The organism is Streptomyces sp. HD, assembly GCF_028369295.1.
Lineage (GTDB): Bacteria > Actinomycetota > Actinomycetes > Streptomycetales > Streptomycetaceae > Streptomyces.
This window is the reverse complement of record NZ_JAQMYP010000007.1, coordinates 201,619-216,324: the sequence shown is the minus strand read 5'-3', so window position 1 is coordinate 216,324 and position 14,706 is coordinate 201,619. Positions and strand designations below refer to the sequence as shown.

The window sequence follows — 14,706 nt, the reverse complement described above, 5'->3', positions numbered from 1 at the left end:
ACCAGCGGTTGCCTGGAGGCGATGGGGTGGCTCATGAGGCATCGTCCTTGTCCGGAGCGTCCGTGGTGGCCCCGCCCGACCTCAGCCGACCGACCAGTCCGCGCCCGGCCCCGGCCGCCTTGGCGAGGTCGCGCACCGCCGTGGCGAAGGGGACGAGCGGCACGGCCGTCCAGTGGCGTCGGCGGACGGCCCTGGCGAGCGGAAGTGACACATACGCGGTGAACGCGGTGGCCGCGGTGAGGCGGGCGCGTGGGCCCGTCATCAGCGCGGCGAGACCGAGGGCGTAGGCGCCCGCTCGGGCCATGTCCCGGCCCACCAGGCGCGGGTCGGCCGACCGTCCGCCGCCCTCGCCGTAACGGAAGTACATCGCCGCCGTCCGACGCAGCGTCGGCCGCTGTTCCCAGCCCACCTCGGCGGCGGAGGCCAGAACCGCCCGATGGCCGGCCCCGACGACGGCACGGCCGAAGAGCACGTCCTCGGCGGTGTGCAGATGCTCGGGGAATCCCCCGGCGTCCTGCCAGGCGGAGCGGGAGAAGGCCACCGATCGCCCGGTGGGCATGGCCGCGTCCAGTCCACGGCCGAAGAGCCGGCAGTACACGCGTGTCCAGGGTCCCGGATGACGGGCCTCATCGGGCACCGGATACCCCACCGCCGACATGGCCCGGCTCAACGCCCCCTGCCCGTCCGCCCGGTAGACGCCGGTGATCAGATCGGGCGGGACGGACTCCGCCGCCGCCGCACGCAGCCGGGCCAGCCAGTCCGGTTCGGGGTAGCAGCCGGCGTCGGTGCAGGCGATCAGCGGGTTGCCCGCCGCGCGCACACCGGCGTTGCGGCCGGCCGAGATGGTGGAGCCGGGGAGGCGGAGCAGCCGGATGCGGGCGTCCTTCGCGGCCCATGCCTCGACCCGGTCGGCCGTGTCGTCGGTCGAGCCGCCGTCGACCACGACGATCTCGTCGCCGTCCTCGACGAGTTGGGGCGCCAGCCCTCCGAGCAGCCGGTCGATCACATCGGCCTCGTCGAGCACGGTGGTCACCACCGAGACCGGTTCGGTCCCGGTCAGTCCCGCGCCGGGCAGGCGCGCGGTCTCGGAGAGGATCTGCACCAGCCGTCCGGCGCAGTCGGCGGGGCCCGGATGGGAAGCCGTCAGCCGGTGTCCCACGGTGCCCATGGCGGCGCGCGTGTCGTGGTCCGTCAAGCGGCGGAGCGCCAGGCCCACCTCGGTGGGGTCACCGGGCGGCACGGCGATCCCGGCGTGCGCCGCGCCCGGTTCCGCCACCCGGTCGGCGACCGGGCCCGGCGTGGTGATCACGGGGACCGCGGAGCGCATCGCCTCCAGGGCGACCGCCCCAAAGCCCTCCGGATGGGGCATCGCCGGGGTGGGTTTGGTCAGCACCGCGGCGGCGTCGGCTCCGGGGATGATCCGCCAGGCGTCCTTGATGAAACCCGTGAAGTCGACGCGGTCGGCCACTCCGAGGCCGGCGGCCAGCTGCGAGAGCCGGTCCTGCTCCCCAGGTTCGGTCGGATCCTCGCCCCCGACGACGGCCAGCCGCCAGCGCTCGCCGCCGGGCTTCGCCAGTGCCTCGATCGCGTTGTCCACGCCCTTGTTGAAGACCAGCCGGCTGACGGTGAGCAGCAACCGCTCGTCGTGGCCGTTGAGCCGCACACCGTGTCGTACCAGCTCCTCCCGGGCGGCCTCACGGGGCAGTGCGGTTCCCTCCGGCACGGGGAACGGTACGAGTTCGGCGCGGGGATGTCGTGAGGCGGCGACCAGTCCGTCCGCCGTCCCCACACAGTCGTCGATGAGCGTGGCCAGGAGCTTCATCAGCCGGGGGTGGGTGTAGTCGTGTTTGACCCACACGCAGCGCACTCCGGTGAGCCACGCGGCCGGCCCGCACACACATGCCGCCTTGATCCCGTTGGCGAGGACCACGTCCGGCCGGTCAGCCCGCAACCGGCGCGCGAGCGATGTCGCGGAGGCCACGATCGCCGCTCCGGTCCGCCCCGTCGGAAGCGTGACACAGGGCACTCCCCTGCGCCGGAACTCCTCACCCAGGGGCCCGTTGCCCAGCATCACCGCGTCCACGTCCAGCCGGTCGGTCGCGTCGAGCAGCGCCAGCAGCCAGACTTCCGCTCCGCCGAGGATCCCTGCCGTCGTGACCACGGTGACACGCAGTGGACGGTTCATGTGTCCTCCTCGCGGGTCCTGGTCCGCCGACGACCCAAGACAGCGGACCAGGACCGATCAGAGGACTCACGACAGCACTCAGAGATGTTTACGATGTATACGTACACATTACACCGAAACGGACATCGGTCAAGGTGAGGCTGCGCGTCAAGCTGCGGCTGCGCGAGCAGGCGGCGTCGGCGCCGGCAGGCATGAAAAAGGGCCCCCGCGAGCTCTCGCCCGCGAAGACCCTTCGCACCGTCGGGACGACAGGATTTGAACCTGCGACCCCTTGACCCCCAGGAGTAGGGGCCGAGGGTATTTTCTGGATATAGCAGATTTAATCAGGGCGCATGATGTGCGCAGCGGGATACCTCGTGCACCATCGCGCACACTGAGGGTTTTCAGGGTGGCGTCCGGACGGGTGACGGCGGGACCGTAGGCAACGGACAGGGCTCCCGTGCCGTTGAGAGAGGTGTCTAGGTCTCAACTCGCTGGCTCAGGAGCCCTGTTGGTCCCGTGTCCTGCCGCACTCGACCTGCCGCACGCACTCGTGGAGTGGGTGACGATGCTGATCGTCACCCGTGAGGGTGACCGATGCTGCAAACTCCGGCCGTCCGAGCGTGCGGTGATCGCTCTGGCATACCTGCGCCGCCACGACCCCCTGGCTCAACTCGCCGCGGGTTTCCGTATTTCCGTCGGCACCGCCCACGCCTACGTCACCACCGTCGTCGAGCACCTGGCCGACAAGGCGCCGGGCCTGCTGAAGGTCCTACGCGAGACAGACCTCTACTACGTTCTCGTGGACGGCACCCTCACCGAGTGCGACCGGGTCGGCGACGGGCGCGCGGACTATTCGACGAAGCACAAGCGCCACGGTGTGAACGTACAGGTCATCACGGACCCGGCCGGTCGCACGCTGTGGCTCTCACCCGCCCTGCCTGGCCGCACGCACGACCTGACCGCCGCCCGCACCCACAAGATCATCAGGATCTGCGAGCGCCAGGGCATCCCCGTCCTCGCCGACATGGCCTACATCGGCGCGGGCGAGTGGGTCACCACCCCCAAACGCCGGCCGCCCCAGGGCGAACTCACCCCGACCGAGCAGACGGCCAACCGGGCCTTGTCCGCCGCCCGCGCACCCGTCGAACGAGGAATCGCCCGCCTGAAATCCTGGCGAATCTTCCGCAGAGCCCGATGCAGCCCAAATCGCATGACGTCAATCACCAAGGCGGTCCTCACCCTGGAGCAGCACCGCTGAAGAAGCTCAGTGGTCGCTGCTTGGCTCAATTGGTGGACGCGGTGGCCCTTTCACTGTCGGGGCTGTCCGCCTGGTGCGGAATGGCGGGTTGGGGAGCGGGGTGCTCGGCTGTGTGGAGTCCGAGACGCAGATACACCGTCCGGGCGACGTCTGCGAGGGTGCCGGTGCTGCTGCGCAGCAGTTCCATGGGAGGGATGTCGACGCTGAAGCGCTCGTTGAGAGTGACCAGGAGTTCGGTGGCCATCAGGGAGTCCAGCCCGTAGCTGTCCAGACGGCGGTGGGGGTCGAACTGGTCGCTGTCCATCTGCAGAATGTCCGCCAGGACAGTGGCGAGACTGTCGGTCAGGTATGCGATGGCTTCCTCTGCCGGCGTCCGAGCCAGCGTGCGCATCAGTTCCTCTCTGTCGAAGCCGCCGTCGGTGTTCTTCGGCACCAGCGCGCTCAGCCGTGGTGTGCTCATGGAGGAACCCAGCACTTTCCCGGCCCGGCCCCAGTTGAAGCGCGCGACGCCGGCGACCTCGGTGTCGGTGCCCAGTAGCGATGCGGCCGAAGCGAACGCCTCCTGTGAGGTGAGCGATTCGAGGCCGATGGCGGCCAGGGTCTGCTGCATGGCGCTGCGGGCCACGTATCCGGTGTCCCCGATGGCTCCCCAAGCGATGGCCAGGCCCGCCCGTCCCTCCTGGCGGCGTCGGCGAACGAGGGCCTCAAGGTAGGTGTTGCCGGCCGCGTAAGCCGTTTGCTTGAGATTGCCCATGGTCGCGGCTTCTGACGAGTACATCAGGAACAGGTCGCAGTCACGGTCCCGTAGGAGCAGGTCCAGGACGGCCGCGCCGGCGATCTTGGGGGCCAGGACCGCGGTGATCCGGTCTCTGTCCAGTTCGTTGAGCAGGGCGTCGTCCAGGTGCATGGCGCAGTGCACAGCTCCACGCAGCGGGTACCCGGTGGCGTCGATGCGGGCGGTGATGTCCCGCATCGCCTCTAGATGGGTGACGTCCGCGGCATAGGCCGTGGCCGTCACTCCGCGGGCGGTGAGTGCGGCCAGGACATCGTCGGCCTCGGGCGCCTCGGTGCCGCGGCGGCTGACCAGGGCCACGTGGCGGGCGCCGAGGTCGGCGAGCCACTGAGCGGTGGCCCCACCGAATCCGCCGGTACCACCGGTGACCAAGTAGGTGGCCGTCCGGTCCAGTTGGAAGGGCGGCCGGATCGGTTCCACCAAGGGCGGCTCGTCCAGGGGGTCGAAGGCGACGACGACCTTCCCGATGTGGCGTGAGTGCTGCATGAGCCGGAACGCCTCATCGACACGTGCGGCGGGGTACACGGTGTGCAGCAGGGGACGGAACCGGTTGTGCTTGATCTCTTCGCTGACACCAGCCAGGCCCGCCTGGGCTTGTTGTTCGTCCTGCAGCAGCTTGGTGAGGTCGACGCCGAAGAAGGCGATGTTGTTGGCGAACGGGCGAAGCAGCAGCGGCTTGTTCTCGTAGATGTCCCGTTTGCCGAGCTCGATGAACCTGCCGCCCGGCCGCAGCAGTTCCAGGCTGCGACTGATGGCCTCGCCGGCGAGCGAGTTGAGGACGATGTCGACGCCGCGCCCTTCGGTGATCTCCTGCACCTGGGCGGCGAAGTCCAGGGTGCGGGAGTCCAGCACGTGCCGCACTCCCAGTCCACGCAGCAGATCGCGCTTGAGGCCGCTCCCGGCCGTGGCGATGACGTGGGCCCCGTGTGCGTGCGCGTATTGGATCGCCGCGAGGCCGACGCCGCCCGCGGCGCCGTGCACGAGGATGGTCTCACCGGGCTGCAGGCGGGCAAGCTGTCCAAGGCTGTAGTGCACGGTGATGAAGGCGACAGGCATGGTGGCCGCTGCGGCGAAGGTCATCTCGTCGGACAGCGGCCAGATCGCGCGGGAGTTGGTCACCGTATGGGAAGCGAGCGAGGCAGGCGCCAGCCCCGCCACGCGGTCACCGGGCGATACATGGGTCACGCCCTCGCCGCAGGCGACCACGACGCCGGCGCACTCCAGTCCGCAGGCCTTTGCCGACAGTGTGCCCTCGACGGCCTCTTCGGGCAGCAGGCCGACGCTTTGCATCAGGTCGCGGTAGTTCAGCGCGGCGGCGCGCACTTCGAGCAGGACCTCGCCGGGGCCTGGCTGCGGCATCTCCTGCTGCTCCCAGGCAAGCCGGTAGGACAGGCCGGGGTTGTGCACCCGAAGGGTGTACGGGACGGTACCGTCGGCGGACCGGGCCGCGGGCCGATGGCGTTCGCGAGGGACGAAACGGTCCGCGGCGGTCAGCAGGACCTCGTCCTCGGCAGTGGGGTCAAGCAGTTCCTCGGCGAGCCGGCCGGCGTCACTCGCGGTGTCCGTGGTGCGCTCCAGGCCGATGCGGCGGCTGATCAGCTCGGGGACTTCGTTGACCAGGCTGCGGGTCATGCCCCAGAGGGCGGCGTCCAGTTCCTGGGGGGTGCCGGGGGCGGGCATGGTGCCGCAGGGGCGGCTCACCAGCCACAGTTCCGGCGGTGCGCCCTGTGGTGCTGTGCCGACCGCGGTCATCAAGGCCCGCACGGCTTCGGCCCGCTGACTGGCCAAAGCGGTCAGTCGTTCCGGTGCTTGATCCGTTACCTCGCCGAGAATCAGGACGACCGCGCGGCGTTCGGTGCCGGGGGCGGTGTGAGCCTGGGAGAGAACGTCCGTCCAGGCGTCATCGTGGTCGCTCATCTCCACGACGCAGGGGGTGCCACCGGCCTGGGTGAGCGCAGTGCTGACAGCCTCGGCCAGTTCCCGCTCGGCGGCAGACTCGATCGCCAGCACAACGGCACTGCCGTTGGCCTGGCGTCGCGCGGGGACCGGCTGCTCGGCTGGTGGCCGGGACGGGGTCGCGGCGAGCAGGACGGAGAATCCGTCGCGCACGGGGCCGGTGTCGTACCCGGTCTGGAGAACGTCACCGTAGCCGCAGCGGCGCAGCAGGTCCGGCCACTCGTCACGGGGCAACAGGAGCGAGCGGGGACGCAGTTCGGTGTCGGTGTTGCCGTAGAAGCTGTCCAGGAAGCCGAAGTAGGGCAGCAGGAGCTGCGGGTCGTGCACTTCGGTGGCCAGCAGCTGTCCGCCGGGCGCCAGCAGGGTTGCCACGTTACCCAGGGCGTCCGCCAGGTCGGGGGCGGTGTGCAGGGATGTTCCGGCGACGACGACGTCGAAGCTGTGCGGGGTGAAGCCTTGGCCGACCGGGTCCTGGGAGAGGTCGAAAGTGCGGTAGTCGACGAAGTCGTAGGAGGCCAGTCGGCTTTGCGCACGAGAGAAGAAGAAGGCGGAGATGTCGCTGAAGCAGTAGCGGGTGCGCTCGGGTGGCAGCAGCGGCAGCAGGGCCGCCGCCGTGGCCCCTGTTCCGGCTCCCACCTCAAGGACCCGCAGCGAACGTCCTTGGGGCCACTGGGCGACGATCTCGCGGGTGAGGGCCTGTACGACACGGTTGTGGAACCGCGTGACAGGCAGGAGATCGTAGAAGTGCTCCAACGCCTGTGCGGTGTGGTCGTCCACCAGCAATTCGAGAGGGTCTGCCTCACCGCGCAGGAGTGCATCGAACCTGGCGATGTGACGGACGGCGATGCTGAGAGCGGCGTTTTGGTCGGGGGAGCTGGCGGCAGCGTGACGAATCAGGTGGTCCGTGGAGCGGTCGGCTGCTGTCAGCCGCCACCGTCCGGGGCCTTCTGCTCCGATCAGGCCCATTTCTTCCATGTCGGGCAGGATGAGTGCCAGCATCCGCGTGTGCTTTTCCAGCATCCCGCCCGCCACCAGATCATCCGCGGTGAAGGGGACGTCCGGATCGGCCAGCATGGCGGCGAAGACTGAGGCTGCCCGGCGGGCGGTCCCCTCACGCAGCACAGCCATCGCAGGACCGCAGTGGTCCGGCAGTTGTTCCCGCAGTTGAGCGATCCGGTGTGCGGCTGCTTGGCCGATGCGTTGCGGGGAGGGCAGCGGGGAAGGGGCGGCCGGGCTGTCGAGGCGCGGTGCGGCCTTCAGCTCTGTCTGGTGGACGGTGAGCGGTGTGCGGCCGGTTGCCGTGACGCGGTGTAGCCGGCAGCCGTCCATCTGTGCGGTGACGTGTCCGTCGTCGTCGGTGAGGGTGATGTCCCAGCACACTTCGTGATCGCTTCGGCTGCGTTCGCGTACACGGATGGCGCCGGTGGGGGTGGGCTCGTCCCAGACCCGGATGGCGCCGATCGCTGCGGGCAGGAACGCGGCTTGGTCGGCTGCCAGGTCCTGCAGCAGCGGGGCGCCGGCCTGGAGTGCGCCGTCGAGGAGGGCGGGGTGAACGGTGTACGGCTGTCCTGGCGTGGCGTGGTGGTAGTGGGCGAGGACTTCGCCTTCGCCGACGTTCAGGCCGGTCAGTACCTGGAACGTCGGCCCGTAGGTGAGGCCGGCGGTGGCGCAGGCGGTGTAGTGCTCTTCGCCGGTGAGGTGACGTGGGCAGTGGGCTGCCAGCAGTTCCAGATCCAGTGCTGCCGGCCGGGGGTGCAGCAGCGCGCGGACCCGGGCCTGGACGTGGGTGCGCGGTTCCGGGGTGCTGGTGGTGGTGCTGGTGATGGTCAGCGTGCCGCTGTCGGGCTGCAGGGCTGTCTGAACGCTGACGGTGGGGGCTTCGGACCAGGGCACGACGAGGGCCGTCTGGATGTCCAGGTACTCGACCTCGGCGGGTTTGCCGAGCGCCTGGCGGCCGGCGGCGAGTGCCATCTCCGCGTAGCCGGTGGCCGGCATGACGACGGAGCCGGCGACGCGGTGGTCGGTGAGCCAGGGAACCAGTCCCGGCTCGACGGTGCCTTCCCACACCGGGTGTGGTGCGCTGATACGCGAGCCCAGCAGCGGGTGCACGAGGGCACCCTGCCCGTACCAGACGTCCGGGTCGCCGTTCCAGTGCCGTTCGCGCTGCCACGGGTAGGCGGGCAGCGTGGTGACGCGTCCAGGCTTGGGGAAATACCGGTCCCAGTCGGTGTCGGCCCCTGCTGCGATCAGCGCGGCCGGCACGGCGGTCAGTGTCCGGCGGCCGTCCGTGTCCCTGCGCAGGGTGGCAATGGTGGTCGCTTTCCCGCCCGGCTGTGCGGTGGCGGTGCGGCGGAGATACGTCCGCAGCACGGGGTGGGGACCGATTTCGACGAAGATGTCGCCGCCGTCGTCGGCGGCCCGTTCGACCGCGGCAGCGAATTGGACCGGCCGGCGCACGTTGTGCCACCAGTACTCGGCGTTCAAAGCGCTGCCCGGCAGCCGTCCGCCGGTCACGGTGGAATACAGTGCGACGTCGCCGTCGCGGGGCTTGAGACCGTTCAGAGCCGCGGCGAGCGGTTCACGCTGGCCGTCCATGGCACGGCTGTGGAAGGCGTAGTCGAGTTCCAGGTCCCGGAAGAAGACACCACGCTCGGCGAGACGGGCACCGAGCGCCGCCAGGGCGTCGGCGTCGCCGGCGACGGTGACATCCTTGGGACTGTTGACGGCGGCGATCTCCAGCACCTCACCGCAGGCCGCGATCTCGTTCGCCGCCTGCTCTGGAGCGAGGCCGACGGCGGCCATGCGGCCCAGGCCCGCCGTCGCGGCCTGCACCCGGCTGCGCTCCGTGATCACCTGCGCGGCCTGGGCGAGGGTCAGGGCTCCGGCCGTGTGGGCGGCGGCCACCTCGCCCACGCTGTGGCCCAGAACCATCGCCGGCGTGATGCCCCGCTCACGCAGCATGGCCACGATGCCCAGCTGCACGGCGAACAGCAGCGGCTGCGCAACCTCAGTGGCCTCGAGCCGCCAGTCGTCGGCGGGCCGGCCGAGCTCTTCGATGACCGACCACCCCAGCCGGGGGGCGAGCTCGGTGTCCGCCTCCTCCACGGCCGTGCGGAAGACCGGTTCCTGGAGCAGGTCGGCGCCCATCCCGGCCCACTGTGAGCCGTTGCCGCAGAAGACGAAGGTGACGTGGCCGCAGCGCGCTGCCTCGGCCACGGCCGCGGACACCTGCGAAGCCGCAGTGCCGTGCGCGTCGGCCTCGGGGGTGTCCTCGCCCGCTTTTTCGGCGAGCGCGGCAAAGCCCTGTGCGGCCTCCTTCGGCGAGCGGGCCAGGACGGTGGCCCGGTGCTCGTGCAGGCCGCGGCGCCGGCAGGAGGTGTAGGCCAGGTCGTAGAACTCCTCCTCACTTGCGTGGGCCAGCCGTTGGGCCACGGCGGCCGCGGCAGCCGACACGGCCTGCGGAGTACGGCCGCTGGCCATCAGGGGCAGTCCCTCAGGCGGCGGCGCGGGCACGGCACACGCGATGCTCGGCGGTGCGGCGGTGAGGGCGACGTGGGCGTTGGAGCCCCCGAATCCGAAGGAGTTGACGCCCACGACAGGCCGGGTGACCGCGGGCAGCTGCTGTGGCTGGGCGGTAAGGCTCAGGCCGAGCCCGGTGAAGTCGATGTCCGGGTGCGGGGTTTCAGCGTGCAACGAGGCAGGAGCGATGCCATGCCGCAGCACCAACAGCGCCTTGCACAGACCCGCCATGCCCGAAGCCGGCTCCAGGTGACCGACGTTGGTCTTGACAGAGCCGATGGGCAGCGCGCCGGTGATCCGGCGGACCCCGAGAGCGCGGCCGATGGCCTGGGCCTCCAGCGGATCGCCGACCGGTGTGCCGGTGCCGTGGGCCTCGAAGTAGACCACTTCGTCGGGATCGATGCCGGCGTCGGCGTAGACGCCGCGCAGCAACTCCTCCTGTGCCTCGGCGCTGGGCAGGGCGAGCCCCATCGTGTGCCCGTCGCTGTTGCTGCCGCTGCCCAGGATCACGCCGAGCACCCGGTCCCCGTCGGCGAGGGCATCCGGCAGCCGCTTGAGGACGACCATGCCACCGCCCTCGGCGCGGACGAACCCGTCGGCGTCCGCGGAGAACGCCGCGCAGTGTCCGCGCTTCGACAGCATCGACGCCTGGGAGAACCCCACATAGTGGTAGGGGCTGAGCAGGAGGTTGGCGCCGCCGCACAGTGCCGCCCGGCTGGTGCCGTCCCACAGCGTGCGGCACGCACGGTCCAGGGCCACGAGTGAGGACGAACAGGCGGTGTCCACCGCCATGCTGGGACCGCGCAGGTCGAAGGCGTGCGACAGGCGGTTGGCCGCGATGGACGATGCCGCGCCCGACATCGTGTACGGGTTGACCGTGTGCAGCGACAGCATCTGCATCATCCCGTAGGAGGCGTCGGAGATGCCGACGTACACGGCTGTGTCGCTGCCGGCGAGCCGGGCGGGAGCAAGGGCCGCGTCGTCCAGGGCCTCGGCGGCCAGCTCAAGCAGCAGCCGGTGCTGCGGATCCATCTGCCCGGCTTCCTTCGGCGAGATGCCGAAGTAGCCGGCGTCGAAGCCCGCAACGTCGTCGAGGAAACCGCCCGCCGCGGTGTAACTCCGGCCGGTACGGGCCATGTCGGTGGTCACGAACCGGCGGGCGTCGAACCGGTCCGCCGGCGCCTCGTCGATCGCGTCGCGCCCTTCGAGCAGGGCGCCCCACAGCGCGTCGAGGCCGTGGATGCCGCCGGGTAGGCGACATGAGACACCGATGATGGCGATGCCCCGGTCCATGGCGTCGGGTGCCGGGTGCTGCGTCATGCGCGGCCTTTCACTGTGCGGACAAGAGAGCAACGGACCGTAACCATCCGGGAGATGGGCACGTGCACGTGGTCACAGCGGTTCGCCGTATTCCCGGCACCGAAAGCAGCCGGACGAGTGGTCAACGCCCGTCGTGCCACCGGCCGCTCGTACGAGTGATCATGTGGAAATTGCACCGCACCACCGCCCGTGACCAACGGCAACCGCGTACCGTCTCCTCCCGCCCCCACCCCTTCCTCAGGAGACCTTTTTGTCCGTGCTGCTCACTGGCGCGACCGGATTCCTCGGCTGCCGCCTCCTGCGCGAACTGCTCGCCCACGGCGAAGAGGACATCACCGTCCTGGGCCGCAGCACTCCGGAGAAGCTGCGTGACCGCGTCGAAGCCGCAGTGCAGTGGCTGGACGCTCCGCCGATCCCTCACAGCGCACTCACCGCCGTCCGCTATGTCACCGGCGACCTGACCCGGCCGGGCCTCGGCCTCAGCCCACTGGAGCGAGCCCGGATCACGGACGGACTGACCGCGCTGTGGCACTGCGCGGCCCTGCTCAAGATGGCGAGCGATCCGGCACCGCTGCACCACGCGAACGTCATCGGCACCCGCCGCGTTCTGGAACTCGCCGACGAGGCACCTGACGCCCGTCTGCTGCACGTGAGCACCGCTTACGTAGCGGGGCGGCGCGCCACGGGAAGCATCAGGGAAGACGACCTTCTGGACACGGCCGGATTCCAGGTCCCGTACGAGGAATCGAAGTACACGGCCGAGCGGCTGGTACACGCCTGGACGTACCGCAACGAACGCGACGCGACGGTGTTCCGCCCCAGCCTCCTGGTCACCGACAGGCCCATCCCGGAAGGCCTGCCCGCCCAGCCGGCCGACTTCCTTCTCCGCCCCTTGGAGCGCCACCTGCGCAGCCAAGCGAAGCGGTCCTCGCCGGTACAGGCGCTGCTGCACCGGCCACCCGGCGAAGCCGGTCACCTGGCGTCAGATCTGCACTTCCGCGTCGAGGGCGATCCGCACGGCAGCCTCAACATGCTCCAGGCCGACTACGCGGCGCACGCCATGGTGCGGGCCGCATCGGGCGCCCGGCCGACGACGGGCGTGCGGACCCTGCACGTCACCCACCCCCACAACGTGTCGTTCGCCACTGCCGCCGCAGCCCTGCAGACCCGCTTCCCCGGACTGACCGTGTCCATGGCCGAGCGACTGTCCCGCCCGACATCGCTGGAGCGCCTCGTCGCCCAGCACGGCGCTCCCCTGCTGACCTACAGCACCCACCGCCGCACCTACGACCGGACCAACCTCATCGCCGCACTCGACGGCCTCCCCGACCCCGCCCCCGTCGACCACGCCTATCTGACCCGGACCTTCTCCCGCGCCGAAGCCCTGGTGGCCGGGTGAGCCGTCGCCCAGGTGAGCCGTGGTGACTCACCCGGGTCCGCAGAGCGCTGCACGAACCCGTATCACCTCGCCGCGCGGCACAGGGCCCGACACCCGTACAAGCACCCGCCGCACGAGACGCGCGGCCTGCCTGAGCCGACTGCAGACAGATGCCGTCAGCGCCGTGTTACCGCCCTTGGCCTGTAAGAGAGGCACACCCAGTGGTACAAAACCTCGCCGATGCCTATAACGACACCAGCATCCTGTTCCGCTTCCTCCGCCATCTGGGCTGGGGCGACCTGGTCAACATCGGCTACTTCACCCTGCCCACGCTGCCCGCGGCCTTGGGCGGGCTGGCTCCGTTCCAACGGACTCTCGCGCGCAAGTCGCTTGCGCTGCTGGACACATCGCCCGGGCATGTCGTCCTGGACGCCGCCTGCGGACGCGGCCACACCACGGCGTGCCTGGCCGACAACGCCTGCCAGGCACTCGGCGTCGACCTCCAACCCCAGCAGATCGAACTGGCCCGCGAACGCTTCGGCCACCGGCCCCGCGTCTCCTTCGCCGTCGCCGACGTGACCCGTCTACCCGAAGAGGCCGCAGGCGTGAACCTCACTGCGGGCAGCATCGACCGCGTCCACTGCCTGGAAGCCGCCTTCCACTTCGGACCGGCCGGCCGCCGTGCCTTCCTCGCCGAAAGCTACCGGGTGCTGCGCCCCGGTGGCCGTCTTGTGCTGGTGGACCTCACCTGGCCCGACACAGCACCGCAGACGCTCGCCGAGCTGGACCCTCACAGGCTGGTGCGCGACACGTGGCAGTTCGAGGACTTCGACACTCCGAAGACCTACGTTGCGCACGCCACCGCCGCCGGATTCGACGTCTCCGCAGTGCTGGACTGGACCCGTCCGGTCGTTCACCGATCCACTCAACTCCTCGGCCTGGCCAGCCGCCTTGCATCCTCGCGCGGCGGCCGCCGCGCGCTGCGCCTGTGGTGGCCCGGCCTGGCAGTACTCACCCACCAGGACTGGCAGAACCTCACTGCCGTCCTCCGAGCCCACCAGACACTGGGGCGAACAGCCGGCTACCACGCCCTGGTCTGCGACAAACCAGACCATTGAGCACCCCGCACCACTCTGCGCCGCGACTCGACTGTGACAGGGCCTACGCCCCCCGGCTCGGCCCCAACTCCGGTAGGCACCCCGGCATCGCTCTGCAACCGCGTCCTGAAAGAGCTGAAGCCCTGGTGGCAACACGGCACATGGCCGCCCTGGCATCGAAGGGACACACATCCATGAAGCGGTTCGGACTGCGGCGGTACCGCGCGGCGCCCAGCAGACAGCGCAAGAGCCGAACGGACTGGCGGCGATTCACCCTCGCGTTCCTCACGGCCACCGCGCTGGCGTCCGGGATGATCGCCACTACCACGGCCACCGCGATTCCCGTCTCCATCGCCGTCGCCAGCAACCCGTTCACCGTCACCGCGCGGAAGCTCACCGCCACCGGCGCCACCCAGTTCGCCTCCTTCCGCCAGGACATCGACGGCCATGACCACCCGGTGGCCGTCGTCGGCATCCGTGATGCCGAGATCAGCGGCCTGTGCCAGTCCGCCGTGGCACACACCCCGCTGGGTTCCGCCACCGTCATCGTCCGCTCCGACGCAGACCAGCCGGTACGGGCCGAGGACATGGTCCTCGACCTGTCCGAGGTCACCGGCGACATGACCTTCCAGTCAGTGGAAATGGGACGGGACGCATCCACCCTGAAAAGCTCCGGCGCCACCGGCCCCGCAGGCTCCTACGGACAGCAGGCGCGCACCCTGACGATCACCCACATGCGGCTGAAAGCCTGGTCACTGACAGCCGGACTGTTCTCGCTGTCCGACGCCGCCCTGTCCATCAAACGGGGGGAACAGTCATGCCCATGACCCGCCGCCCACGCCCCGTCGGCGCCAGCCTCCTCCTAGGCTGTGCCGGCCTGGAACTCGCCACGTTCCCCCTCTTACGCCCGACCCTGCTCGGTGTCCAGGGCCTCAGCGGTACGGCAGCCCTGCTCCTGGCAGCTGCCCTCATCGGCTGCGCCTGGCAGCTGTGGACACGGCCGGCCACCGCAGCCCGGACGGGCACCGCCGCCGTACTGCTCGGCCTGCTCTCCTATCCGCTGGCCAACCTCGGCGGATTCCTCATCGGCATGCTGCTCGCCCTGACCGGCGGGTCTCTGGCCCTGGCGTGGCGGAGCACAGAAGACGACGCTCCGCCGGCGCCGAGCCGTGGCTGAACCGCCGGCGGCGTGCCCAGTTGCCCTGCTGGTGATCGCCG

At 70.3% G+C, this 14,706-nt stretch carries 7 protein-coding genes; 5 read left to right on the top strand and 2 right to left on the bottom strand.

Features of this window, described 5'->3' with window-relative positions; translation table 11 throughout:
• Positions 1 to 31: 31 nt before the first annotated feature.
• Positions 32 to 2,185: a glycosyltransferase gene (locus POF73_RS09855; protein ID WP_272114166.1), complete on the bottom strand. Its 2,154-nt coding sequence runs from the start codon at positions 2,183 to 2,185 to the stop codon at positions 32 to 34.
• A gap of 490 nt (positions 2,186 to 2,675) precedes the next feature.
• Between POF73_RS09855 and POF73_RS09850 the strand changes: the two genes are divergently transcribed.
• Positions 2,676 to 3,425, top strand: coding sequence for a transposase (locus POF73_RS09850; RefSeq protein WP_272114165.1), 750 nt, complete (start codon positions 2,676 to 2,678; stop codon positions 3,423 to 3,425).
• Between the two features lie 25 nt (positions 3,426 to 3,450).
• Here the strand turns inward: POF73_RS09850 and POF73_RS09845 are convergent, their stop codons facing one another.
• Positions 3,451 to 11,013: a type I polyketide synthase gene (locus POF73_RS09845; protein ID WP_272114164.1), complete on the bottom strand. Its 7,563-nt coding sequence runs from the start codon at positions 11,011 to 11,013 to the stop codon at positions 3,451 to 3,453.
• 256 nt (positions 11,014 to 11,269) lie between these two features.
• On the opposite strand from POF73_RS09845, the gene POF73_RS09840 reads away from it, so the two are divergent.
• The 4 genes from POF73_RS09840 (at position 11,270) to POF73_RS09825 (ending at position 14,665) form a co-directional block, all read left to right on the top strand.
• On the top strand, positions 11,270 to 12,412 hold the full coding sequence (locus tag POF73_RS09840) for an SDR family oxidoreductase (protein ID WP_272114163.1): 1,143 nt from the start codon (positions 11,270 to 11,272) through the stop codon (positions 12,410 to 12,412).
• Positions 12,413 to 12,612: 200 nt separating this feature from the next.
• The gene (locus POF73_RS09835; RefSeq protein WP_272114162.1) at positions 12,613 to 13,509 is read left to right on the top strand and encodes a class I SAM-dependent methyltransferase; all 897 of its coding nucleotides are present in this window, start codon (positions 12,613 to 12,615) and stop codon (positions 13,507 to 13,509) included.
• A 173-nt stretch (positions 13,510 to 13,682) separates the two neighbouring features.
• The gene (locus POF73_RS09830; protein ID WP_272114161.1) at positions 13,683 to 14,315 is read left to right on the top strand and encodes a DUF6230 family protein; all 633 of its coding nucleotides are present in this window, start codon (positions 13,683 to 13,685) and stop codon (positions 14,313 to 14,315) included.
• Complete coding sequence (locus tag POF73_RS09825) at positions 14,312 to 14,665, top strand: DUF6114 domain-containing protein (RefSeq protein WP_272114160.1); 354 nt, start codon at positions 14,312 to 14,314, stop codon at positions 14,663 to 14,665. Before POF73_RS09830 ends, POF73_RS09825 begins: the two co-directional genes overlap by 4 nt.
• Positions 14,666 to 14,706 lie beyond the last annotated feature (41 nt).